The following is a 22,608-nucleotide window of genomic DNA, read 5'->3' on the forward strand; positions in this document are numbered from 1 at the left end:
TCGACCGGAGTTGCCTGGGGCGGCGCCGTCTGCGAGCCAAGCGTCTACGAGCCATGCGATTCCTCCCGGCAGGCGCGAGATCGGACCAGCTGGATCAGCACTGGATCAGAGCTCTGAGCTGCTGGACCCCGCGCTAGGGCGTGATGCCGAAGGTGATGCGGTAGTTGCAGCCGCCTTTGCAGGCCATGGTCGCCGAGTCGTCGTAGGCGTACGAGTATGCGTATGGCTCGGCGTCCTTGAACACCAGCTTGGCGTAGTCCACCGGCCATTTCGCCGGGTCGCAGTTCTGCCGCCCGGCCCAGGCGCCTCGACAGCAGTAGTCGTCGGTGCCGAAGGCGGCGCAGGCGGTTTCGCACGCGACGACCTGTCCACCTGCCTTGACCTGCATGGCGGCCGGGCAGTTGACCGCGGTCGTGCACGCGCCCTTATAACAGCCCGTCTGGCTGATCGGATCGGCGTCCGCACGGTGGGTCGTGTTGATGTACATCGGCAGGTTGGAGCCGTCGACGAGGCTGACGTCGTAGAAATCCAGGCCGTCGAAGGAATCGAAGGTCAGCTCGGCGAGGGTCGCGGGTGTGGCGCCGCTGCCCTGACACTGCAGGACGCCGCCGCAATCGCCGGTCTGGCAGTGGCCGTTGCCCGCGGCGTTGAAGGAGCAGCCGGTGCGGCCCCACACCCGTCCGCCCCAGCCCGGCGGGACGGTGAAGGTCACGCTCTGGCCGGGTGCGAGCCTCCAGCCGGTGACCGGGATGGGGTGCTGCGCGTTCTGGTTGGTGGCAGCCCAGATCGTCTGGTTGACCGCGTTCACCAGGGTGATCTGCCGGTAGCCGGCCGGGACGGCGGCTTGCGCGGCGGCTGGAGCGCTCGCTGCAGCAGTGTGTGACGCGCTGGGTGAGGGTGTCGCCGAGGCGCTGGGGGTGGCAGTCGGCGATGCGGAGGTGATGACGGGCACGGCCGAGGATGGAGTGCCAGTCGAAGCCGCAGCGATAGGCGCGCTCGCACCGGTGCGCGCGCGCTCGGAGCCGGGGATGGTCAGCCAGAGCACGGTGGTTCCCACGATGACCAGCGCGACGAGCGCGATCGTCCCTCTGCCCTTCGGCCACGGCCTGCGCCGCGGTCTTTGCCTTCTGCGTTCCATGAGCGCGTCCCATGCTGTTCTGTCGACGCCGCCTGAGCCGGGCGGCCCGATCGGGTCGGTACGCACCGGAGACGCTTCGGCGGCGGGCGGACTACAGAAATCGCCGGAATCGTTGCGGAGATTTGTGTAGTCGCGAGAGGGTCGCCACGTCTCCTGTATGTCAGCAGCGGAGATTCGGCTTATGTAGACATGTGGGTGAGTCCTGTGGGCGGCGACGAGGGAGCCTGGAGAAACATACGCATCCGGATGCGGAGGAACCCGGACCCGGCACTGGTCTCGGCCGCTCGCGATGGCGACGCCGGCGCGCTCGATGCGCTGCTCGCCGATGCCCTCCCGCTGGTCTACAACATCGTCGGGCGGGCGCTCGACGGCCATGCCGATGTGGACGACGTCGTTCAGGAGACGCTGCTGCGCGTCGTGCGGGGGTTGAGCAACCTGCGCGAGCCGGAGGCCTTCCGCTCCTGGTTGGTGGCCATCGCCGTACGGCAAGTGCGCGATCGCGAGCAGGCGCGACGTAAGCAGTACGTGCACAACTCGGCCCTCGACACGGTCGCCGAAGTGGCCGACCCCGACTCGGACTTCGTCGCCGCGGGACTCCACAACCTGGGTCTGGCGGAGCGGCGCAAGGTCGTCGCGGCCGCCGCCCGGTGGCTCGATCCGGACCATCGTGCGCTGTTCGCGTTGTGGTGGCTTGAGCAGCTCGGCGAGTTGGAGCGCAACGACCTGGCCTCGACTCTCGGGCTCTCCCTCAAGCACACCGCGGTGCGGATTCTGCGTATGCAGCAACAGATGCAGACCGCGTGCATGGTGGTTAAGGCGCTGCAGGCGTACCCAGGCTGTATGCGACTGCGCTCATTGGTCCACGGCTGGGACGGCGAGCCGGATCCGCTCTGGCGCAAGCGCGTCGCCCGACATATACGCGACTGCGACGCCTGCTACGAGGTCATCGGCGACCTGTACCCGGTGCAAGACCTTGTGCGTGCACTGCCATTGCTGCCTGTTCCTCTCGCCCTTACGCAGCGCTGGGACGCCTCGGTAACCCGCAGCATGGCTGGCGCGCATCACTCCGTGGCAGCGGCGCACGCGGCAAGTGTGCGCGGTGCGCGCAGAGTCGTGGCCAGACGCCTGCGGTCGCTACTGCCGCATGTCCATTCCAGCGGCCTGCTGACAACCACCGTTGTCACGGTCACCGTCGGAGCCGCGGTGGGCACGTTCCTTGCCCTTCAACCGAGCGCCCCTGCGGTCCGACCCGTCCACGCGGCCGCGGGTATCTCGGAATCGCCCAAAGCCGCGGCCTCCACGCCCTCCCCCACCCCAAGCACGGCGCGGCCGACTCCGTCCGCGTCAGCCACACCGTCTGCGGTCGCGGCCGGGGCGCCGCCGGTGACGACTCCAGCGGGCAAGAAGGGTGTCAGCGTGTGGACCTTCAACGGAGTCGATTCGGCCTTGGCGCAGTCGACCGCGGACTGGTACTACACCTGGTCGACCGGGCATTCCGGGATCAGCGCACCTGCGCGCGTCGGGTTCGTGCCGATGATCTGGGGACCCGGCTCGGTCACCGCCGCGAACCTGGCACAAGCCAAAGCCGCGGGTCCATACCTGCTCGGTTTCAACGAGCCGGACATGTCGGCCCAGTCGAACATGACGGTCGATCAGGCCTTGTCGCTCTGGCCGCAACTCGAGTCGGCGGGCCGGATCCTCGGCAGTCCGGCGGTCGCGACCGGCGCGGCGACACCGGGCGGCTGGCTGGACCGGTTCATGACCGGTGCCAACGCCCGCGGCTACCGGGTCGACTTCATCACCCTCCATTGGTACGGATCTGACTTCAACGCGCCCGACGCCGTGAGCCAGCTCAAGGCCTATATACAGGCGGTCTATGAGCGCTACCACAAGCCGATCTGGCTGACCGAGTACGCGCTCATCGACTTCTCTCACGGCACGACCTTCCCCACTGATCAGCAGCAGTCCGCGTTCATCACCGCCTCGGCGCAGATGCTGACCTCGCTGCCCTACCTTCAGCGATACGCCTGGTTCGCCTTACCCGCCTCCGACACCGCCGCGAGTTCCGGGCTGTTTCGCAGCGGACCGGCGGTCACGGCGGAGGGGCGCGCCTTCGAGGCGGCCGCCGGAGGGTGAGCGCATCTATGCACAAGGCGGCGCGAGGTCGGGCACGGCGGACACCCAGAAGGCGGACTGGGATTTGACGGCCGCGGCGCTGCCCCTGGCAGACTGAGATCCGTTCTTGGACTTGAAAACCATTTCTGGAAACCTCAGGCTCGGAGCGCGCCATGCGGATCGCCTTCGTCGGCAAGGGCGGCAGCGGTAAGACCACCCTCTCCTCGCTGTTCATCCGGCACCTTGCGGCCGCCTCCGCTCCGGTGCTCGCCATCGACGCGGACATCAATCAGCACCTTGGCACCGCACTGGGACTCGACGAGCGCACCGCGGCCGGCGTCCCGCCGCTGAGCCGCTTCACCGACGAAATCAAGGACTACCTGCGCGGCGACAACCCGCGCATCCCCTCCGCCGCCGAAATGGTGAAGACGACGACGCCCGGCAGTGGCTCGCGCCTGCTGCGCTTCGGCTCCGCCTCGCCGCTGGACGACTGGTGCACGTACGACTTCTCCCGCACCATCGACGAACACTCCATCGCCGACCTCGCGGGCGTCCGGCTCATGGTGACCGGTGTCTTCGACGAGTCAGACCTCGGCGTCGCGTGCTACCACTCGAAGGTCGGGGCGGCCGAGCTGTATCTCAATCATCTGATCGACGGGCCGGGCGAGTACGTGGTCATGGACATGACGGCCGGCGCGGACGCGTTCGCCTCCGGCCTGTTCACCCGCTTCGACGCTACGTTCCTCGTCGTCGAGCCGACCCGCAAGAGCGTGTCCGTCTATCGCCAGTACCGCGAGTACGCCGACGAGTACGGCATCGTGGTCCACGCGGTCGGCAACAAGATCACCGAGCCGGGCGACCTCGCCTTCCTCCGCGGTGAGATCGGCGACGCGCTGATCGGCGGGCTGACCTTCTCTCGGGCCGTGCGGGCACAGGAGCGCGGCGAGCGGATCTCGCTGGAGCAGTTGGAGCCCGAGAACCGGACGCTTCTGGCGGACCTTCAGCGGCGCGTCGACGAGGTACCGAAGGATTGGGCGCGGTACACCGAGCTCGCGCATCACTTCCACGTGAAGAACGCGCACCGCTGGGCCAATAGCGCGGTCGGTAAGGACGTCACGACGCAGATCGACCCGGATTTCTCGTTGGTGGGTCACGTGGCGGTCGTTAGCGGAGCGTGACGCCGTGCGCTGCGAGCACTCGCACGACAAAGGCGCGCTTGTCGGCGGTGTACGCCTTCACGTCGTCGCCGTGGGCGCCGGCAAGCCGCAGCTTGAGCGCTTGGTATTCGTCGCGCAGCGCGGTGTCGGCGCGTAGGGCGTCGCGGAAGGTCAGCCGTTCACGCCAGAGGGCGCTGCCTCGTTCGGTCAGGTGCAGGTGGTGGGTGCGCTCGGCATGAGCCTCGCTCTGCGGCTTGTGGAACCAAAGCGCTTCCGGGCGGTGCGGGGCGTGGCGGTATCCGTGCTCTTCGAGCACAGGAATCGCGGCCTCGGCCGCTGAAAGGTCCCGAATGCCGGCCATCATGTCGATGATCGGCTTAGCTGACAGGCCGGGAATCGCGGTCGAACCGATGTGGTGCACGCCGTCGACCAGCCAGGGCGCGAGCAGGGGCTCAAGCAGTGCGCGCTCGGCTTCGAAGCGGCGCGGCCAGTCGGGGTCGTAAGGGGCGACGGTAATCGGCACGACTGAAGGATCTCACGGCTGGAACTTCGGGGGTCGGCCGGTCAGACGTCGGACGCCGAGCCCTGCGCCTGCGTGGCCGGCCGGTCCAGCGTGCGGATCGCGGTCCATGCCGACAGGAACAGCAGCACCTGGAACGTGATGTCGAGCCACAGCAGCACCGCGACCGGGACGCCGAACGCGCCGTACAGCGTCTTGCCTGCGACCCGGTCAAGGTACGCGCCCACCAGGCGCTTGGTGACTTCGAACAGGATCGCCGCCACCAGCGAGGTGTGCAGCAGCAAGGCCCGCGGGATGCGCAGGCGCGGGATCCCGGCGAGTAAGTAGGCGAACATGAGCGTGGACGCGATCAGGCCGACTGCTGTGCCGAGCAGCCACAGGAAGACGCGCGCCGGTGGCGTGTCCGCGATGCCGAGGTGGCGCAGCACGCTGCTGGCGAGTGCGGAGGTCGCGGCCGACGCGGCGAGCGAGACCACCACCGTGAGCCCGAGGCCGATCAGCGACCCGAGGTCGGCCAGCTTCCGGCCGGCGAACCCGCCGGGCATGTCCTCGACCTCCCAGATCGTGCGCAGGCAGCCGCGGGCCGCGTTCACCCAGGACAGGCCGGTCCACACCAGCAGCAGGCCGCCGACCACGCCGATGGTGGCCGCGTTGCTGACGACGCCGTCCAGCGGCAGCTTGTCGGCGAGCCCGGGGACGTTGTTCTCGATGCGGTCGCGCAGATGCTCGATGCCTGAGTTGCCGAGCAGCGCGGCCGTGATCGCGACGCTGACCGCGAGCAGCGGGAAGAGGGAGAGGAAGGCCGAGTAGGTGATCGCCGCGGCCAGGCGGCTACCGCGCTGGGTGCGGTAGCGGGTGAAGGCTCGTCCGGCGGTGGTGCGCTCGGCGCGGTCGATCCATGGGCTGACACGCGCCTTGACGCGTGAGCCGACGTGCAACGTTCCGAACAGCGCCCTGATTCGCGTGTTGATGCCGCCGACCGCCACGCGCCAAGGTTAGCGGGGCGCGGCGGGATGTCCGGCAGTGGCGCGCTCAGGCAGTGGCACGCTCAGGCGGCGGCGCGCACCACGGAAGGAAAGGGAAAGGTGCGCACGGCGCGCCACATCCCTTCCGGCTCCAGCTGGTAGAGGCCGAAGCCGGATATCTCGAACTCGGCTTCGTAGTCGGCCAGGTCGGCCTGCGCCGCGTCCAGGGCGGCGTCGCCCAGGTCGTGCGCGACGGTCACGTGCGGGTGGTACGGGAACTGCAGCGCCCGCTCCAGCACCCCGGCGCGCACCTGGGCCTCCAGCTCGATGCACTCCAGCAGGCCGCGTTCGACCCGCAGGAAGACGACCTGGGAGACCGGACGGAAGGTGCCGGTGCCACGCAGCCGCATGGTGAACGGCCGGCCGCGCGCGGCGATCGCGGCCAGGTGCTCCTCGACCTGCTCCGCCACCCGCGGGTCCACCTCGGTCGGCGGCAGCAGGGTCACGTGCATCGGCACTATCTCGGCCTGCGGATCCCCGTAGGCGCGGCGGCGCGCGCGCAGCTCGCCGTCGTACGGTTCGGGGATCGCCAGGAGTATGCCGATCGTACTCATCGAGTCAGCACGTTAGCCGATCGCGAGGCGGCTGGGGTGGCGGGCAGGAAACCCATGCGGTCATAAGTAGCAGCCAGGGTCGGAGCCGCCAGAGCGCGCGCCCGTTCTGCGCCCTCGGCGAAGATCGCGTCCAGCTTGTCCGGCTCGGCCAGGATCGCCTCGGTGCGCTCCTTGAACGCGCCGAAGGTGCTGACGACCAGCTCGGCCAGGTCCTTCTTCAGGTCGCCGTAGCCGTGGCCCACATAGGCGCGCTCCAGTTCCTCGATGCTGCGGCCGTCCAGCGCGCTGAAGATGGTCAGCAGGTTCGAGATGCCGGGCTTCTTCTCCTCGTCGAAGCGGATCTCCCGCTCGGCGTCGGTGACCGCGGACTTGATCTTCTTCGCGTTGACCTTCGGGTCGGCCAGCAGCTCGATCAGGCCGGCATCGGACTCGGCGGACTTCGACATCTTCGACGTCGGGTCCTGCAGGTCGAGGATCTTCGCGGTGCCCTTGATGATGTGCGGCTTCGGGACGACGAAGGTCTGGCCGTAACGGCTGTTGAAGCGCTGCGCCAGGTCGCGGCTCAGCTCCAGGTGCTGGCGCTGGTCCTCGCCGACCGGGACGTAATCTGCCTGGTAGAGCAGGATGTCGGCGGCCATCAGCATCGGGTAGGTGAACAGGCCGACGGTGGCCGCGCCGACGCCGTGCCTGGCCGACTTGTCCTTGAACTGGGTCATCCGGGAGGCCTCGCCGAACCCGGTGATGCAGTTCATCACCCAGGCCAGCTGCGAGTGTTCCGGCACGTGGCTCTGTACGAACAGAGTGCAGCGCTGCGGGTCGAGACCGGCGGCAAGCAGCTGCGCCGCGGCGACCTGGCTGCTTCGGCGCAGCGCCGCGGGGTCCTGCTCGACCGTGATCGCGTGCAGGTCGACGACGCAGTACAGCGCGTCGTAGTCGTCCTGCATGGCCACCCAGTTGCGGACCGCGCCCAGATAGTTGCCGAGGTGGAACGAGCCGGACGTGGGCTGGATGCCGCTGAACACCCGGGGTCGGGCGGCCGGCGCGGCGGTCTGCGACTGAGGCGACTGATCGGACGACATGCGCTCCATTGTCGCAGACGCCGACACGGCGCTTCACCCCTCTTTACGCGCCCCCTGGGCGGCCTCGGCGGCGCGCTCGGGGGCTGATTCGGGGGCCCGTTCCGGCAGCGGTTCGGATGCCGGCTCGGTACGGGTGAGCCGGACTCGGGCGATGCGGCGGCCGTCCATCGCGTGCACGGTCAGCCGCAGGCCGTCGAAGGCCACCTGGTCGCCGACCGCGGGCAGCCGGCCGAGGCGGGCCACGATGTATCCCGCCAGAGTCTCGTAGGGTCCGTCGGTGAGCTCGACGCCGGTCTCGTCGTGGAAGTCGTCGAGGTTGATCAGGCCGTCGAGTTCGAGATCGCCGTTGCGCAGCCTGGTCACGCGGGCGCGGGCCACGTCGTACTCGTCGCGGATGTCGCCGATGACCTCCTCGACGAGGTCTTCCAGCGTCACGATGCCGGCGGTGCCGCCGTACTCGTCGAGCACGATCGCCAGGTGGAAGGAGTCGCGGCGCATCTCGGAGAGCGCCGAGAGCACGTGCTTGGTCTCCGGCAGGAATATCACCGGGCGGGTCAGGTCGGCCACGCGCCGGGCGCGGTCGCGGGCGTCCAGGGCGAGCAGGTCGCGCACGTGAACGAAGCCGACGATGTTGTCCGACGATCCGTCAGTCACCGGATAGCGGGAGTGCGGTCGGCGGCCGATCTGCGCGGCGGCCTCCTCCAGCGGTATCGCACCGTCGAGGAAGACCACCTCGGTGCGCGGGACCAGCACCTCGCGCAGCTGCCGGTCGCCGGCCCCGAAGACCTCGTCGATCAGCCGCCGCTCGTCCGTGCTGAGGGTGTCGGCCGAGGCGACGAGCTGACGCAGCTCCGCCTCGCTGACCTGCTCGCGGCCGACATTCGGGTCGCCGCCGAAGAGCCGCACGACGCCGTCGGTGCACACGGAGAGCAGCCAGATCACCGGCCGGCAGATCCGCGCCATGCCCTGCAGGAAGGGCGCGACGGCTTTCGCGGTGGACTCGGCGCGTTGCAGGGCGAGTCGCTTGGGCGCGAGCTCGCCGATCACCAGCGTGATGAACGAGATGATCATCGTCACGCCGACCAGGCCGACGAAGCCGGCCAGGCCGGAGCCGAGCCCGGCCCGCATAAGCGCGCGCTTGGCGCTCTCGGACAGGGTCGTCGCGCCGTACGCGGAGGAGAGCAGCGCGGTGAGCGTGACGCCGATCTGCACGGTGGCCAGGAACCGGTTGGGGTCGCGGACCAGGCGCGCGACGATGCCGCCGCGCCTGCCGGAGGCGGCGAGCGTCTGGAGTTGCCCCTCACGCAGCGAGACGAGTGCGATCTCGGAGGCCACGAACAGGGCCTCGATCAGGATCAGCGCGAGGACGACGAGACAGGAGACTACGGTCGGGTTCACGGCGTGCGCTGCACCTGCCTGCTTCGCTCCGGGGCGCGGTCGCGCCGGAGCCTGCGCGGTGGCGCGCACGCCGGTCTATGCGCGCCCGGGTCCAGGTCGCCCGGTGGGTGGGTGCTTGTGCCCATGGGAAAAGTCTAGCGATCCGGCAGCGTGCGGGCCGTACCGGGATTTCCTGGTGCGATCCCGGAAACGGCAATGAATTCTCCATGGGCCTTAAAATCCCCGAATGCGAACGGACGAGACGGACGAGCAGATCATCGGCTGCCTGCTGCGTGACGCCCGCTCCGCTTACGCCGACATCGGCACGCAGGTGGGGCTGTCCGCGCCGGCCGTGAAGCGGCGGGTGGACCGGCTGCGCGCCGAGGGCCTGATCACCGGGTTCACCGCGCTGGTCGATCCGGCCGCGCTGGGCTGGACCACGGAGGCGTTCGTCGAGCTGTACTGCACCGGTCGCACCTCGCCGGAGACCATCCGCGCGGCCATGTCCGACAATCCGGAGATCATCGCGGCCTACACGGTGACCGGCGAGGCGGACGCGCTGCTGCACCTGCGCACCCGGGACACCGCGCATTTGGAGACGGTGCTCGAGCGGGTGCGCATGGCGCCCTTCGTGCAGCAGACCAAGTCGGTGCTGGTGCTCTCCCGACTCATCGACCGGCGGTAGTTCGGACCCGCCCTAGCGCTAAAGAACGACGCCCGGTGTGCAGGTGATGTTTGTGAAGCCGCCTTCGGGGACGCCTTGGGCGATGCCGCCGAAGGCCAGGACCGAGCTGCCAGGCGCGATGTTGTAGCCGGGCCCTCCGCCGCGGACGATCACGTGTTGTCCGGTCTGGGTCTCCTGCCCGTTCCAGACAGAATCGACGACGTAGCCGGGCGGCATGTCGAAGGTGACGACCCAGGTGTTGAAGGACTCGGTCCCGGTGTTGGTGACCAGCACCTCGAACACGAAGCCGTTGTTCCAGGCGGCCGAATAGGTCGCGGTCGCGGTGCAGGAAAGAGTCGCGGCGGCGCTCGTCGCCGCGGTCATCGGCACCAGTCCAAGGCCGAGTAGAAGTGATCCGGCAGCGAGCGCAGCGCCCCGTTTGCGCATCAGAGTTCTCCGTTGTCCGGCGGCAGATCGCTTGGTAGCCGCGCGGGCCCGCGCGGCTGGTCGCAAGGTACGTCCGGAGTATGCGCACGGCAACGCCGCGCCTGACATCGAGCTCTGATTCGCTGCTGATGCCGGGCGCGGCGCGTGAAAACCGTGAAAGACGCGAGTACGCGCGGGCGGCGCCTGCCGCGTGACTACAGCCGGGCCAGCGCCGCCTGGAGCGGGTCGAGGCCGAGGCTGCCGAGCGCGAGCGCCTGGCTGTGGAACTCCTTGAGGTCGAACGCCGCGCCCTTGCGCGCCTTCGCGTCCTCCCGGGCCTGAAGCCAGATCCGCTCGCCCAGCTTGTAGGAGGGCGCCTGGCCGGGCCAGCCGAGGTAGCGGTTGAGCTCGAAGCGCAGCATCTCGTCGCCGACGCGGACGTGGGCGCGCAGGAACTCCCAGGCCAGCTCGGCGTTCCAGGTCTCGCCCTCGTGCCAGCCGGTGCCCGCCGGAATCGGCAGTTGCAGGTGGACGCCGAGATCGACGACGACCCGCGCGGCGCGCAGCATCTGCCCGTCGAGCATGCCGAGCAGGTTGCCCGGGTCCTCCAGGTATCCGAGTTCTTCCATCAGCCGCTCGGAGTACAGCGCCCAGCCCTCGCCGTGCCCGGACACCCAGCACATCACCCGGCGCCAGCGGTTGAGCTTCTCGCGCTGGTAGACGGCCTGCGCGACCTGGAGGTGATGGCCGGGGACGCCCTCGTGGTAGACCGTGGTGACCTCGCGCCAGGTCGAGAACTCCTCGACGCCGTCGGCCACCGCCCACCACATCCGGCCCGGCCGGGTGAAGTCCTCGCTAGGCGCGGTGTAGTAGATCCCGCCTTCGCTGGTCGGGGCGATCATGCACTCGATGCGCCGGGCCGGCTCCGGGATGTCGAAGTGCCGGCCATGCAGGTCGGCGATGGTGCGGTCGGCCAACTCCTGCATCCAGTCGCGGAAGGCCGCCTTTCCGGCGATCTTGCGGCCGGGTTCGGCGTCCAGGGCGGCCACGGCGTCATCCACGCTGCCGCCCGGCACGATGAGCCCGGCGACGCGGTTCATCTCCGCTTCCAGCCGCTTGACCTCGGACCAGCCCCAGGCGTACGCGTCGTCCAGGTCCACGGCCGCGCCGAGGAAGTAGCGGGAGGCGAGCGCGTAGCGGTCATGGCCGACCGCGTCCTGCTCGGGGGCGAAGGGCAGCAGCTCGGTTTCGAGGAAGGTCCCGAACTCGGCGGTCGCGGCCCGCGCCGCCTGCGCCGCCCGGTCCAGCTCGGCGCGCAGCGCGCCCTCGGCTCCGGTGCGTGCGACGAGGCCGGCGTAGAAACCGGCGCCCGCGGACTCGTCGTCCTGCGCGGCCGCGGCGGAGGACTGACCGGACCACTCAGCACACTGCTTTGCGCACTCGATGACCTGGCGCCGCGCCGCGACGTGCCCGATCTTCGCCGACTCCAGCAGCGTGCGGCGCAGCCCCGCGTACGCGTCCGGCACGGCCGCCATCCGTCGCGCGAGGTTGCGCTGCGCCTCTTCGCCCTCGATCGGCATGAGGTCGAAGACCTGGCGCACCGCCTGCAGCGGGCTTGCCAGCACATTGAGATCGCTGGTGGCCTCGCCGGCGTCGTAGAACTCGACGGCCAGGCCGAGGCGTTCCAGCATCGCGTCCTTGGCAACCTGCTCGTTCTCGTCGTCCGCGGTTTCGGCGCGCAGCGCGGCGATGGTGGCGCGATCCAGCTCGACCCGGGCGCGGAAGCCGTCGGGGCTCAGGTCGGACATGCGGTCGTCGTACCCGGGGATGCCGGCGTAGGTGGCCTCCAGCGGGTTGAGCGCCGCGGCGCGCTCGACGTACCCGTCCGCGATCTCATCGATGTTGCTCATGTGACCGCACGCTAGCGCCGACTGCCCGGGAGCGGCTGCTCAATTTCCCGGACAGTCGGCGACGGCGAGGGAAAACCCTACGGTCAGATCAGGCCGAGCTCGCGGACCGCGTCGCGCTCGTCGGCCAGCTCCTTGACGGAGGCGTCGATGCGGGCGCGGGAGAACTCGTTGATCTCCAGGCCCTGGACGATCTCGAATTCACCGTTCCGGGTGGTCACCGGGAAGGAGGAGACCAGGCCCTCGGGCACGCCGTAGGAGCCGTCGGAGACCACGCCCATCGAGGTCCAGTCGCCCTCGGCGGTGCCGTTGAACCAGGTGAAGACGTGGTCGAGGGCGGCCGAGGCGGCGGAGGCCGCGGAGGAGGAGCCGCGCGCCTCGATGATCGCGGCGCCGCGCTTGGCCACGGTCGGGATGAAGGAGCTCTCCAGCCACTGCTGGTCGCTGATGTACTCGGCGGCGTTCTTGCCGGAGATCTTGGCGTTGAACAGGTCCGGGTACTGCGTGGCCGAGTGGTTGCCCCAGATCGTCACGTTGCTGATCTCGGTGACCGGCACGCCGGCCTTCTTCGCGATCTGCGCGATGGCGCGGTTGTGATCGAGCCGGGTCATCGCGGTGAACCGGGACTTGGGCACGTCGGGCGCGTGGCTGGCGGCGATCAGCGCGTTGGTGTTGGCCGGGTTGCCGACGACCAGGACCCTGATGTCGTCGGCGGCGCCGGCGTTGATCGCCTCGCCCTGCGGCTTGAAGATGCCGCCGTTGGCCGAAAGCAGGTCGCCGCGCTCCATCCCGGCGGTGCGCGGCCGCGCGCCGACCAGCAGTGCGACGTTCGCCCCGGCGAAGCCCTCGGTGGGGTTGTCGAAGATGTCGATCCCGGCCAGCAGCGGGAAGGCGCTGTCGTCCAGTTCCATGGCGACGCCCTCGGCCGCCTTGACGGCCTGCGGGATCTCCAGCAGCCGCAGCTTGACCGGGACGTCCGGCCCGAGCAGGTCGCCGGCGGCGATCCGGAACAGCAGCGAGTAGCCGATCTGCCCGGCGGCGCCGGTGACCGTGACGTTGACGGGGGTGCGGGTCATTGCGTTCTCCTGCGCCTGCGGTGCCGACAGGCGCCGACACCGAAGACGACGTTGTCTGGGCCGATAGGAAGGGTCTAACGGTTCTGGATACCTGCGAGAAACGCTACTCCTGCGGCCGGGCCGACCCGCGCGGCGGCGGGCCGACCCGGCTGTGAGAAGCACGACAAGCGTCTGGTCGCGCTTCGAGTCGGCAGGGGCTTTAGGCGGCTGTAGGCTTCGCGCCGCTCGGCGCGGCCGCCTCTCGTCGCGAACCCTGCGCCGCCGCCCCTGCCGACTCGAAGCGCGGAACAAAACACCATTAGGCGGCGAGGGCCTTCTTCAGGTTCTCGTCCAGCGTGCCGAGGAAGTCCTGCGTGGTCAGCCACGGGGCGTCCGGGGCGATCAGCAGCGCGAGGTCCTTGGTCATCTGGCCGCTCTCGACGGTGCTGACGCACACCCGCTCGAGCGCCTCGGCGAACGCGGTGACCTCGGGGGTGTTGTCCAGCTTGCCGCGGTGCGCGAGGCCCCGGGTCCAGGCGTAGATCGAGGCGATCGGGTTGGTGGAGGTCGCCTTGCCCTGCTGGTGCTGGCGGAAGTGACGGGTCACCGTGCCGTGCGCGGCCTCGGCCTCCACCGTGCGGCCGTCCGGGGTCATCAGCACGCTGGTCATCAGGCCGAGCGAGCCGAAGCCCTGGGCCACCGTGTCGGACTGCACGTCGCCGTCGTAGTTCTTGCACGCCCAGACGTAGCCGCCCTCCCACTTGAGCGCGCTGGCGACCATGTCGTCGATCAGCCGGTGCTCGTAGGTGATCCCGGCGGCCTCGAAGTCGGCCTTGAACTCGGTCTCGAACACCTCCTGGAAGATGTCCTTGAAGCGGCCGTCGTAGCCCTTGAGGATCGTGTTCTTCGTCGAGAGGTACACCGGGTAGTTGCGGTCCAGGCCGTAGCGCATCGAGGCGCGGGCGAAGTCCCGGATGGACTCGTCGAGGTTGTACATGGCCAGCGCCACGCCGGAGCCGGGGAAGTCGAAGACGTTCAGCTCGATCGGCTCGGAGCCGTCCTGCGGGGTGAAGGTCAGGGTCAGCGTGCCCGCGCCGGGGACCTTGAGGTCGGTGGCCCGGTACTGGTCGCCGAAGGCGTGACGGCCGATCACGATCGGCTTGGTCCAGCTGGGCACCAGGCGCGGCACGTTGCTCATGATGATCGGCTCGCGGAAGATGACGCCGCCGAGGATGTTGCGGATGGTGCCGTTCGGCGACTTCCACATCTTCTTCAGGCCGAACTCCTCCACCCGCGCCTCGTCCGGGGTGATGGTGGCGCACTTGACGCCCACGCCGTACTGCTTGATCGCGTTCGCGGCGTCGATGGTGACCTGGTCGTCGGTGGCGTCGCGGTGCTCGATGCCGAGGTCGTAGTACTTCAGGTCGACGTCGAGGTAGGGCAGGATCAGCGAGTCCTTGATGAACTGCCAGATGATCCGGGTCATCTCGTCGCCGTCGAGTTCGACGACCGGGTTGGCTACCTTGATCTTGGGCATGGTGACGGTCCTTCTCGCACGACGGTGATTATCTTGGCGTCAAGATAGTTTGTCGGGGCTGAGCCTACCCCGGTCGTGCGGTGTGGGCGAAACCAGGTCGTAACCGGGGCCGCGGGGATCGCGCGGGCGCCGCGGCGGCCCAGCTCAGACGGTGTCCGCGAACAGCGCGGCCACCAGCAGCAGCACCCCGAGCAGCGCCATCGTCACCACGTCCACGCCGCGGCGGCGCACCGCGAGCAGGCCGGCGCGGGCCGGGGAGAGCACGAAGCGCAGCGCGGAGCCGAGCAGCAGCGCCACGGCGAGCAGGGTCAGCCCGTGCTTGAGCGCGCCGAGCGAGACCACGATGACCGCGATCGCCGCGGTGGTGAAGACGACGGCGAACGGCCACTCGACCGCGACGGCGCGCAACGTGCGGCCGATCGAGGCGCCGTCGCGACGGGAGGCGACTTCCATGCAGACCACTAAACCATGGCGAGCCGCTCCACACAGCCGCCGACCGACAAGCGTGCGGGGCGTGACAGGGCTCGGCGACGCTCACCGGAGCGCGGCGCGGCGGGCGGCGCGCGGCCGAAGCAGGCGCGGCGCACCGGGCCGGATCACCCCCGGCGTGGTGAAGGAGCAGCGGCGGAGCGCGCGGAAGCAGCGGAATGATCGAAAACACCCCGATTGGCCCGTAGCTGTGGGGTTGTCCAGACTTTAGGCTCCAAACTGGCCACGGATCGCTGTTCCCCTAGCCCGATTCCCCGTTCATACAGCGCGAGGCGATGATGATCGAACCGACTGCTTCCCCGGCTACGCCCTCCGTCCCCTCCTCCCCCGTTCTGGAGTCCGTGGCCATCTTCTGCGGCAACTGCAGCTGCGGCTGCCCCGAGCTCTTCCTCGACCACGGCGCCGACGAAGAACGTCGGGTCGTGCTTGCCGACGACTTCGGTCAGCGGGTACAGATGTCGCTAGCGCAGCTGTCCGCCTTGGTCGCGGACGTGAAGAGCGGCGTGCTGGACCACCTGGTCGCCTGACGCACCGCCAGCGCCCACGGCACAGCGAGTCGCCCGTCACCCGACTGCCGCGCATGGCATCGTGGAAAACGGAGAAACGGGCCTTCGAGGGACCGCTCGAACGAGACAGGGACGTGGGCGCTTTGACCGTGCGGGACGACAAGCGGATCGCAGGCCGGGCAGGCGACAACGGCGGCGGGGGCCGCTCCTACGAGAACGACGGAACCGACGCGGCTTCTCCCGCCGCCGACACCGCGCCTGCCCGCGGTGCCACGCCTGCGGCGCCGATCGCGGACGAAGAACGCAGGGCTCTGCTTGACGGGGCCGTGCACGATCCGCACCGGCTGCTCGGCGCGCATCCGCTCTCCAAGGACACACAGTCTGAAGGCACGCTGGTACGCGTGCTGCGACCGTTCGCCGAGACCGTGACCGTGCTGACCGCCGGGGGCGAGCGATACGAACTGATCGCCGAGGGCGAGGGGCTGTTCGCCGCGGTGCTGCCGCTCGCCCTGGGCGACTACCGGCTCGAAGTCGGGTACGGCGACGCGACCGTCACGCTCGACGATCCGTACCGCTTCCTTCCCACGCTCGGCGAGATCGACCTGCACCTGATCGGCGAGGGCCGGCACGAGCAGCTGTGGGAGGTGCTCGGTTCGCGGGTGCGCCGGTTCGAGTCGCCGGCGGACTCGCCGTTCGACCCGCCGACCGGAACCTCGTTCGCCGTGTGGGCGCCGAACGCGCGCGGCGTGCGCGTGGTGGGCGACTTCAACTACTGGAACGGCACGAGCCACCCGATGCGCTCGATGGGTTCGAGCGGAGTGTGGGAGCTGTTCGTGCCCGGCGTGGAAGTGGGCGCCAGGTACAAGTACGAGATCCTCGGCCGCGACGGGGTGTGGCGGCAGAAGGCCGATCCGCTGGCCCGCCGATGCGAGATGCCGCCGGCGAACGCCTCGATCGTGGACGAGTCGCACTTCGAGTGGACCGACGGCGAGTGGCTCGAGCAGCGCGCGAAGTGGGATCCGTACCGCTCCCCCATGTCGGTCTACGAGCTGCACCTGGCCTCGTGGCGGCCGGGTCTTGACTACCGCGGCCTCGCGGAGCAGCTGCCCGACTATCTCAACGAGCTCGGATTCACCCATGTCGAGTTCCTTCCGCCGACCGAGCACCCCTTCGGCGGCTCGTGGGGCTACCAGGTCTCCTCGTACTTCGCGCCGACCGCGCGGCTCGGCAGCCCGGACGAGTTCAGGTTCCTGATCGACGCGCTGCACCGGGCCGGGATCGGCGTCATCATCGACTGGGTTCCGGCGCACTTCCCGAAGGACGCCTGGGCGCTGGCCGAGTTCGACGGCACCCCGCTCTACGAGCACCCGGACCCCTGGCGCGGCGAGCACCCGGACTGGGGCACCCTGGTCTTCGACTTCGGCCGCCGCGAGGTGCGCAACTTCCTGGTCGCCTCGGCGCTGTTCTGGTGCGAGGAGATGCATGTCGACGGGCTGCGCGTGGACGCGGTCGCGTCGATGCTCTACCTCGACTACTCCCGCGAAGAGGGGCAGTGGCACCCGAACGCCTACGGCGGCCGCGAGAACCTGGAGGCGGTCTCCTTCCTGCAGGAGCTGACCGCGACCGTGTACAAGCGGGTGCCCGGCGTGACGGTGAGCGCCGAGGAGTCCACCGCCTGGCCCGGGGTGACCCGGCCGACCGATCAGGACGGCCTCGGCTTCGGCTTCAAGTGGAACATGGGCTGGATGCACGACTCGCTCGGCTACATGGCCGAGGCGCCGATCAACCGCAGCTGGCACCACAACCGGATGACCTTCTCGCTGGTGTACGCGTTCACCGAGAACTTCATCCTGCCGATCAGCCACGACGAGGTGGTGCACGGGAAGGGCTCGCTGCTGCGCAAGATGCCGGGTGACCGCTGGCAGCAGCTGGCGAACGTGCGCGCCTACCTGGCATTCATGTGGTCGCATCCGGGCAAGCAGCTGATCTTCTCCGGCTGCGAGTTCGCCCAGGACGCGGAGTGGTCCGAGCAGGCCGGGCTGGACTGGTGGCTGCTGGACAACCCGGCGCACCGCGGCGTCTTCCGGCTGGTCCAGGACCTCAACGCGGCCTATCGGGCGCGTCCGGCGCTGTGGGAGCAGGATACCTCGGGCAACGGCTTCTCCTGGCTGGCCGCGAACGACAGCGACCACAACGTGTTCGCGTTCGTGCGGTGGGCCTACGACGGGCGCCCGCTGGTGTGTGTGGTGAACTTCGCGGGCGTGCCCTGGGAGGGCTACTCGCTGCCGCTGCCGCTGAGCACCGATCGGGCGCAGGTCTGGTCCGAAGTGCTCAACACCGACGCCGAGCAGTACGGCGGCTCGGGCGTGGGCAACTTCGGCCAGGTCTACGCGATCGACGAGGGCCAGGACGGCTGGCCGGCGCGCGCGGTGCTGCGGGTTCCGCCCCTCGGCGCGCTGTGGCTGGAGCCGCGGCCGATCGAGGAGCCGGCGGCGCTCGAAGAGGCGGAGCAGGCCGAGACCGAGGTGGTCGCCGAGGCCGAGGCCATCGCGGGGGCCAGTGCGGAAGCGGTCGCCGAGACCGAGCTGGTCGGCGACGCGATCCCGGGTATGCGCGAGGAGCCGGTCGCCTCGGAGCCGGGGCTGCGCGCCGAGCCGATCACCACCGAGGCCGCGGCGGTCGAGGTACCGGAAGTCGTCGAGCCGAAGCGCAGCACCAAGCAGTAGATAGCCAGACCACCGCAGCGACGCTCAACAGTATGGCTACCCGCGGCAGCACAGACTGCCGCGGGTAGCCGTACCAGCGGTTCTTTCTACAGCAGCGTGCGCTCGGCGGCCTCGACGACGTTCGTGAGCAGCTGCGCGCGGGTCATCGGGCCGACGCCGCCGGGGTTCGGTGAGACGAAGCCGGCGACCTGCTCGACGCCGGGGGCGACGTCGCCGGTGAGCTTGCCGTCGACGTGCGAGACACCGACATCGAGGACCGCGGCGCCCGGCTTGACCATGTCCGGCTTGATGATGCCGGGCACCCCGGCGGCGGCGACGATGATGTCGGCGCGGCGGGTGTGCGCGGCCAGGTCGCGGGTGCCGGTGTGGCACAGCGTGACGGTCGAGTTCTCCGACTTGCGGGTCAGGATCAGGCCGAGCGGCCGGCCGACCGTGATGCCGCGGCCGACCACCACGACCTCCGCGCCGTTGAGCTCCACCCCGAAGCGGCGGAGCAGCACCACGATCCCGTAGGGCGTGCAGGGCAGCGGAGTCGGCTCGCCGAGCACCAGCTTGCCGAGGCTGAGCGGATGCAGGCCGTCCGCGTCCTTGGCCTGATCGACCCGCTCCAGCACGCGGAACTCGTCGAGCCCCTTGGGCAGCGGCAGCTGCACGAGGTAGGCGTGGCAGGCCGGGTCGGCGTTGAGCTCGGCGACGGCCGCCTCGACGTCCTGCTGCGTGGCGTTCGCCGGAAGGCGCCGGTCGATCGAGTGGATGCCGACCTTGGCGCAGTCGCGGTGCTTCATGTTCACGTAGGCGTGCGATCCGGGGTCGTCGCCGACCAGGAGCGTGCCGAGGCCGGGCACGATGCCGCGCTCGGCCAGCGCCTGCACCCGCTTGGCCAGGTCCTGGCGGATCTCCTCCGCGGTCAGCCAGCCGTCCAGAATCGTCGCCGTCATGATGACCATTCTCGCAGATGCGACGGGTAGACTCGCGCGCCGAGTACGCGTCCGTACTACCAGCCGCAGCCAGCAGGGGGAACCGTGTCAGAGTCGTCCGAATCGATACCCCCGCCGCCCTTCGCGGCGCCGCCGTCGATGGACGCGCCCTACCAGACCGGTCCGGGCTATCCGCCACCGAATGCCGGGTTCGCACCGTACGGGTATCCATATCCGTACCCGATGATGCCCATGGCCGCCGAGCTGCCCACCGGCCTGGCGATCACCGGCATGGTGCTCGGCATCGTGGGTCTGTGCACGTCGATCTTCTACATCGGCGGCGTCATCGGGATCGTCGGCCTGGTTTTCTCGATCATCGCGCTGCGCAAGGTCAAGCGGGGTATCGGCGGCGGCAAGGGCATGGCGATCGCCGGGCTGGTCACCTCGATCGTGGGCATCGTCGTCAACGTCGTCGAGGTTGTTTTCCTGGTGTGGTTGTTCACCACAGCGGCGCACTGCTCACAGCAGGACTCGACGCCCGATCCCAACACCGGCGTCTCGCAGGTGGACAGGTGTATGAACAACAGCTTCTTCAACTGACTCGCGATCCGCTGACGCGACCGCGGCGGCGAGCCGGAAAGCTCGCCGCCGCGGTTTCGTTCGGTCCCTTTGTCAGTGTGCGAAGTGGCGGGTACCGGTCAGGTACATAGTCACTCCGGCCGCCTCGGCGACCGCGAGCGATTCGGCGTCACGCACCGATCCGCCGGGCTGCACCACGGCCTTGACTCCGGCCTGGATCAGGATCTCCAGACCGTCTGAGAACGGGAAGAAAGCGTCCGACGCCGCCACCGAACCGGCCGCGCGCTCCCCGGCCCTTGAGACCGCGAGCCTGGCCGAGTCGACCCGGTTGACCTGGCCCATGCCCACGCCGACCGCCGCGCCGCCGGTGGCGAGCAGGATCGCGTTCGACTTGACCGAGCGCACCGCGCGCCAGGCGAAGGCCAGGTCGGCCAGCGTCTCGGGGTCGGCGGCCGGACCGGCCGCCAGCTTCCAGCTCGCCGGGTCGTCGCCGGGCGCCTGGAAGTTGTCCCCGGCCTGCAGCAGCATGCCGCCGCAGATCTGGCGGAAGTCGGTGGCCCGCCGGGCGCTGGCCGAGGTGCGCAGCAGCCTGATGTTCTTCTTCGCGGACAGGATCTCCACCGCGCCGTCCTCGTAGTCCGGGGCGACGATGACCTCGGTGAACACCTCGGCCACCTGGCGGGCCATCTCGGCGGAGACCGGCCGGTTGGCCGCGATCACGCCGCCGAACGCGGAGACCGGGTCGCAGGCGTGCGCCTTGCGGTGTGCTTCGGCGATGTCGCCTGACACGGATACCGCGATGCCGCAGGGGTTGGCATGCTTGATGATCGCGACACAGGGCTCTGCGAAGTCGTAGGCCGCGCGCAGGGCCGCGTCGGTGTCCACGTAGTTGTTGAAGGACATCTCCTTGCCATGCAACTGCTCCGCGTTGGCGAGGCTGTCGCTGTCCGCCGCGCCGCCGCCGGTGTAGAGCGCCGCGGCCTGGTGCGGGTTCTCGCCGTAGCGCAGCAGCGCGGAGCGCTTGTAGGTCGCGGCGACGAAGTCAGGGAACGGAGACTCGTCGGCCGGCGCGTACGAGGAGGCGAACCAGGACGCGACGGCGGCGTCGTACGCGGCGGTGTGCGCGAAGGCCTCGGCGGCCAGCCGCTTGCGCTGCTCGAGGGTGAAGCCGCCGCCCTCGACCGCGGCCAGCACGTCCGGGTAACGCGCCGGGTCCACCACGATCGCGACGCTCGGGTGGTTCTTCGCGGCGGCGCGCACCATCGACGGTCCGCCGATGTCGATCTGCTCGACGCACTCGTCCGGCTGCGCGCCCGAGGCCACGGTCTGGGTGAACGGGTAGAGGTTCGACACGACCAGGTCGAAGGGCTCGATGCCGAGCTCGTCGAGCTGCCGCACGTGCTCGGGCAGGCGGCGGTCGGCCAGGATGCCGGCGTGCACCTTCGGGTGCAGGGTCTTGACCCGGCCGTCGAGGCACTCGGGGAAGCCGGTCAGCTCGGCGACCTCGGTCACCGGGACGCCGGCGGCGGCGATCCGCGCCGCCGTGCTGCCTGTGGAGACGAGGGAGACCCCGGCGGCGTGCAGCCCCCGCGCGAGCTCCTCGAGTCCGGTCTTGTCGTACACGCTGACCAGCGCGCGACGGATGGGGAGCTGGGTGCTCACGGGATCGTCACCTTCCGATTGCCGAGAGGGGTGCTGCCAGGGGTGGTGGGGGAGGAAGAGGGGGCGGAAGCCGGGGCCGGCGCGGCGGCCGGGGCGGGCAGGATGGTCCAGCCCTCGCGCGCCATCCGGCCGACCTGCTCGACGAGCAGCCGCCGCTCGGCGACCTTGATCCGCTCGTGCAGGCTCTCTTCGTCATCGCCGTCCTCGACCGGGACCGCGGCCTGGGCGATGATCGGCCCGTCGTCGACGCCCGCGGCGACGACGAAGAGCGTGCAGCCGGTGACCTTGACGCCGTAGGCGAGGGCGTCGCGAGCGCCGTGCATGCCCGGGAACGAGGGCAGCAGGGCGGGATGGGTGTTGACGATCCGGCCGTCGAACTCGGCCAGGAAGTCCGGGCCGACCAGCTTCATGAAGCCAGCCAAGACGACCAGGTCGGGGGCGTGCCGTCGGATCTCGTCACGCAAAGCGCGGTCCCAGGCCGCCCGGTCCGGGTGGTCCTTCACCCGGCACACGAACGTGGGCACGCCCGCGTCCTCGGCGCGCTTGAGGGCCAGGATGCCGTCCCGGTCCGCGCCGACCGCGACGACCGTCGCGCCGTACGCCGGATCCGCCGCGGCGTCGAGCAGGGCTTGAAGGTTGGTGCCGCTGCCGGAAACCAGCACGACGAGGCGCGCCGCGCGCGAGCGCGGGGGCGGATAATGGGAGGGAGCGATTGACTGCTGAGTTGGGGAAGCCACGACCGCGGCGTCCTTTCAGGTCAGTGTGGAGTTGAGTCGCCCGGCGGCCGGGCCGTGGGCCGGACCAGCGGGATGTGGCCAACGATAGCTAGCGGTACGGTGAGGAGACCAATTCAAGCCATGCGCTACCTCGGCCAGCGATACGGTAGCGGCGCACCGCACATTCTCCCGTCACTACGGAGCCGAACACTGTGACCGACGCCCCTGCCCGTCAGGACAAGCCCGACAACGAGAGCGGCGGACCGTCGTCGGACAGCGGCCGCGACGCCGCGCGGGCGGCACAAGGGACACAGGTCCAAGCGGGTCAGCAGGCGCAACCCGAGGGATCGCCCGAGCGGCAGGAGCACGCTGCTCAGCAAGGCGGTGCCCGACAAGGCAGTGCCCAACAAGAGCAGGGCGGCGCCCAGCAAGAAGAGCGTGGGCAGAACCTCCCGGTGC

The 22,608-nt window shown here is 69.7% G+C and carries 20 protein-coding genes and 1 pseudogene; 7 read left to right on the forward strand and 14 right to left on the reverse strand.

Going from position 1 to position 22,608, the window contains the following annotated elements; all coding sequences use genetic code 11:
- Nucleotides 1–133: 133 nt before the first annotated feature.
- Nucleotides 134–1,138: a thaumatin family protein gene (locus tag VFA06_RS14960; RefSeq protein ID WP_324841164.1), complete on the reverse strand. Its 1,005-nt coding sequence runs from the start codon at nt 1,136–1,138 to the stop codon at nt 134–136.
- Nucleotides 1,139–1,384: 246 nt separating this feature from the next.
- Between VFA06_RS14960 and VFA06_RS14965 the strand changes: the two genes are divergently transcribed.
- On the forward strand, nt 1,385–3,274 hold the full coding sequence (locus tag VFA06_RS14965) for a sigma-70 family RNA polymerase sigma factor (protein ID WP_324841165.1): 1,890 nt from the start codon (nt 1,385–1,387) through the stop codon (nt 3,272–3,274).
- 152 nt (nt 3,275–3,426) lie between these two features.
- Nucleotides 3,427–4,431 (forward strand): ATP-binding protein, encoded by a 1,005-nt coding sequence (locus VFA06_RS14970; RefSeq protein ID WP_324841166.1) that lies wholly within the window; start codon nt 3,427–3,429, stop codon nt 4,429–4,431.
- On the opposite strand, the gene VFA06_RS14975 is transcribed toward VFA06_RS14970, so the two are convergent.
- The 5 genes from VFA06_RS14975 to VFA06_RS14995 form a co-directional block, all read right to left on the reverse strand.
- Nucleotides 4,418–4,933, reverse strand: a complete 516-nt coding sequence (locus VFA06_RS14975; RefSeq protein ID WP_324841167.1) for a GrpB family protein — start codon at nt 4,931–4,933, stop codon at nt 4,418–4,420. The two genes, VFA06_RS14970 and VFA06_RS14975, sit on opposite strands and share 14 nt — an antisense overlap.
- 41 nt (nt 4,934–4,974) lie before the next feature.
- Nucleotides 4,975–5,916 carry a YihY/virulence factor BrkB family protein gene (locus VFA06_RS14980; RefSeq protein WP_324841168.1) on the reverse strand — a complete coding sequence of 314 codons (942 nt, stop codon included), beginning with the start codon at nt 5,914–5,916 and terminating at the stop codon, nt 4,975–4,977.
- 62 nt (nt 5,917–5,978) lie between these two features.
- On the reverse strand, nt 5,979–6,509 hold the full coding sequence (locus tag VFA06_RS14985) for a 2'-5' RNA ligase family protein (protein ID WP_324841169.1): 531 nt from the start codon (nt 6,507–6,509) through the stop codon (nt 5,979–5,981).
- Nucleotides 6,506–7,588, reverse strand: a complete 1,083-nt coding sequence (gene trpS, locus VFA06_RS14990) for a tryptophan--tRNA ligase (protein ID WP_324841170.1) — start codon at nt 7,586–7,588, stop codon at nt 6,506–6,508. The genes VFA06_RS14985 and trpS overlap by 4 nt, the downstream gene beginning before the upstream one ends.
- A 33-nt stretch (nt 7,589–7,621) precedes the next feature.
- The gene (locus tag VFA06_RS14995) at nt 7,622–8,986 is read right to left on the reverse strand and encodes a hemolysin family protein (RefSeq protein WP_324841171.1); all 1,365 of its coding nucleotides are present in this window, start codon (nt 8,984–8,986) and stop codon (nt 7,622–7,624) included.
- 226 nt (nt 8,987–9,212) lie between these two features.
- Here VFA06_RS14995 and VFA06_RS15000 point away from each other — a divergent pair, with 226 nt between their 5' ends.
- A complete protein-coding gene (locus tag VFA06_RS15000; RefSeq protein WP_324841172.1) occupies nt 9,213–9,650 on the forward strand; it encodes an Lrp/AsnC family transcriptional regulator in 438 nt (145 codons plus the stop codon).
- An 18-nt stretch (nt 9,651–9,668) separates the two neighbouring features.
- On the opposite strand, the gene VFA06_RS15005 is transcribed toward VFA06_RS15000, so the two are convergent.
- The 5 genes from VFA06_RS15005 to VFA06_RS15025 all read right to left on the reverse strand — a co-directional run bounded on the left by VFA06_RS15005 (nt 9,669) and on the right by VFA06_RS15025 (nt 15,007).
- The gene (locus VFA06_RS15005; RefSeq protein ID WP_324841173.1) at nt 9,669–10,076 is read right to left on the reverse strand and encodes a cellulose binding domain-containing protein; all 408 of its coding nucleotides are present in this window, start codon (nt 10,074–10,076) and stop codon (nt 9,669–9,671) included.
- Between the two features lie 194 nt (nt 10,077–10,270).
- A complete protein-coding gene (locus VFA06_RS15010; RefSeq protein ID WP_324841174.1) occupies nt 10,271–11,965 on the reverse strand; it encodes a DUF885 domain-containing protein in 1,695 nt (564 codons plus the stop codon).
- Between the two features lie 83 nt (nt 11,966–12,048).
- Entirely contained in the window at nt 12,049–13,038 is a 990-nt protein-coding gene (locus VFA06_RS15015; RefSeq protein ID WP_324841175.1) for a malate dehydrogenase, read from the reverse strand.
- A 298-nt stretch (nt 13,039–13,336) separates the two neighbouring features.
- Nucleotides 13,337–14,554, reverse strand: a complete 1,218-nt coding sequence (locus VFA06_RS15020) for an NADP-dependent isocitrate dehydrogenase (protein ID WP_324841176.1) — start codon at nt 14,552–14,554, stop codon at nt 13,337–13,339.
- A gap of 144 nt (nt 14,555–14,698) precedes the next feature.
- Nucleotides 14,699–15,007, reverse strand: a complete 309-nt coding sequence (locus tag VFA06_RS15025) for a DUF3017 domain-containing protein (RefSeq protein WP_324841177.1) — start codon at nt 15,005–15,007, stop codon at nt 14,699–14,701.
- 311 nt (nt 15,008–15,318) lie between these two features.
- Between VFA06_RS15025 and VFA06_RS15030 the strand changes: the two genes are divergently transcribed.
- The gene (locus tag VFA06_RS15030) at nt 15,319–15,570 is read left to right on the forward strand and encodes a hypothetical protein (RefSeq protein ID WP_324841178.1); all 252 of its coding nucleotides are present in this window, start codon (nt 15,319–15,321) and stop codon (nt 15,568–15,570) included.
- 122 nt (nt 15,571–15,692) lie between these two features.
- Nucleotides 15,693–18,275 carry a 1,4-alpha-glucan branching protein GlgB gene (glgB, locus tag VFA06_RS15035; protein WP_414639898.1) on the forward strand — a complete coding sequence of 861 codons (2,583 nt, stop codon included), beginning with the start codon at nt 15,693–15,695 and terminating at the stop codon, nt 18,273–18,275.
- Between the two features lie 86 nt (nt 18,276–18,361).
- Here glgB and VFA06_RS15040 read toward each other — a convergent pair whose 3' ends face one another.
- Nucleotides 18,362–19,213: a bifunctional methylenetetrahydrofolate dehydrogenase/methenyltetrahydrofolate cyclohydrolase gene (locus tag VFA06_RS15040; RefSeq protein WP_324841180.1), complete on the reverse strand. Its 852-nt coding sequence runs from the start codon at nt 19,211–19,213 to the stop codon at nt 18,362–18,364.
- Nucleotides 19,214–19,297: 84 nt separating this feature from the next.
- Here VFA06_RS15040 and VFA06_RS15045 point away from each other — a divergent pair, with 84 nt between their 5' ends.
- The gene (locus VFA06_RS15045) at nt 19,298–19,792 is read left to right on the forward strand and encodes a DUF4190 domain-containing protein (protein ID WP_324841181.1); all 495 of its coding nucleotides are present in this window, start codon (nt 19,298–19,300) and stop codon (nt 19,790–19,792) included.
- Nucleotides 19,793–19,864: 72 nt separating this feature from the next.
- Here VFA06_RS15045 and purH read toward each other — a convergent pair whose 3' ends face one another.
- Both purH and purN read right to left on the reverse strand, forming a co-directional pair.
- The gene (gene purH / locus VFA06_RS15050) at nt 19,865–21,433 is read right to left on the reverse strand and encodes a bifunctional phosphoribosylaminoimidazolecarboxamide formyltransferase/IMP cyclohydrolase (RefSeq protein ID WP_324841182.1); all 1,569 of its coding nucleotides are present in this window, start codon (nt 21,431–21,433) and stop codon (nt 19,865–19,867) included.
- Entirely contained in the window at nt 21,430–22,146 is a 717-nt protein-coding gene (purN, locus tag VFA06_RS15055; RefSeq protein ID WP_349260193.1) for a phosphoribosylglycinamide formyltransferase, read from the reverse strand. The genes purH and purN overlap by 4 nt, the downstream gene beginning before the upstream one ends.
- A 215-nt stretch (nt 22,147–22,361) precedes the next feature.
- Between purN and VFA06_RS15060 the strand changes: the two are divergent.
- Nucleotides 22,362–22,608 (forward strand): annotated as a pseudogene (locus tag VFA06_RS15060) (hypothetical protein); the annotation flags it as partial.

Source organism: Actinocrinis sp. (genome assembly GCF_035653575.1).
GTDB lineage: Bacteria > Actinomycetota > Actinomycetes > Streptomycetales > Catenulisporaceae > Actinocrinis.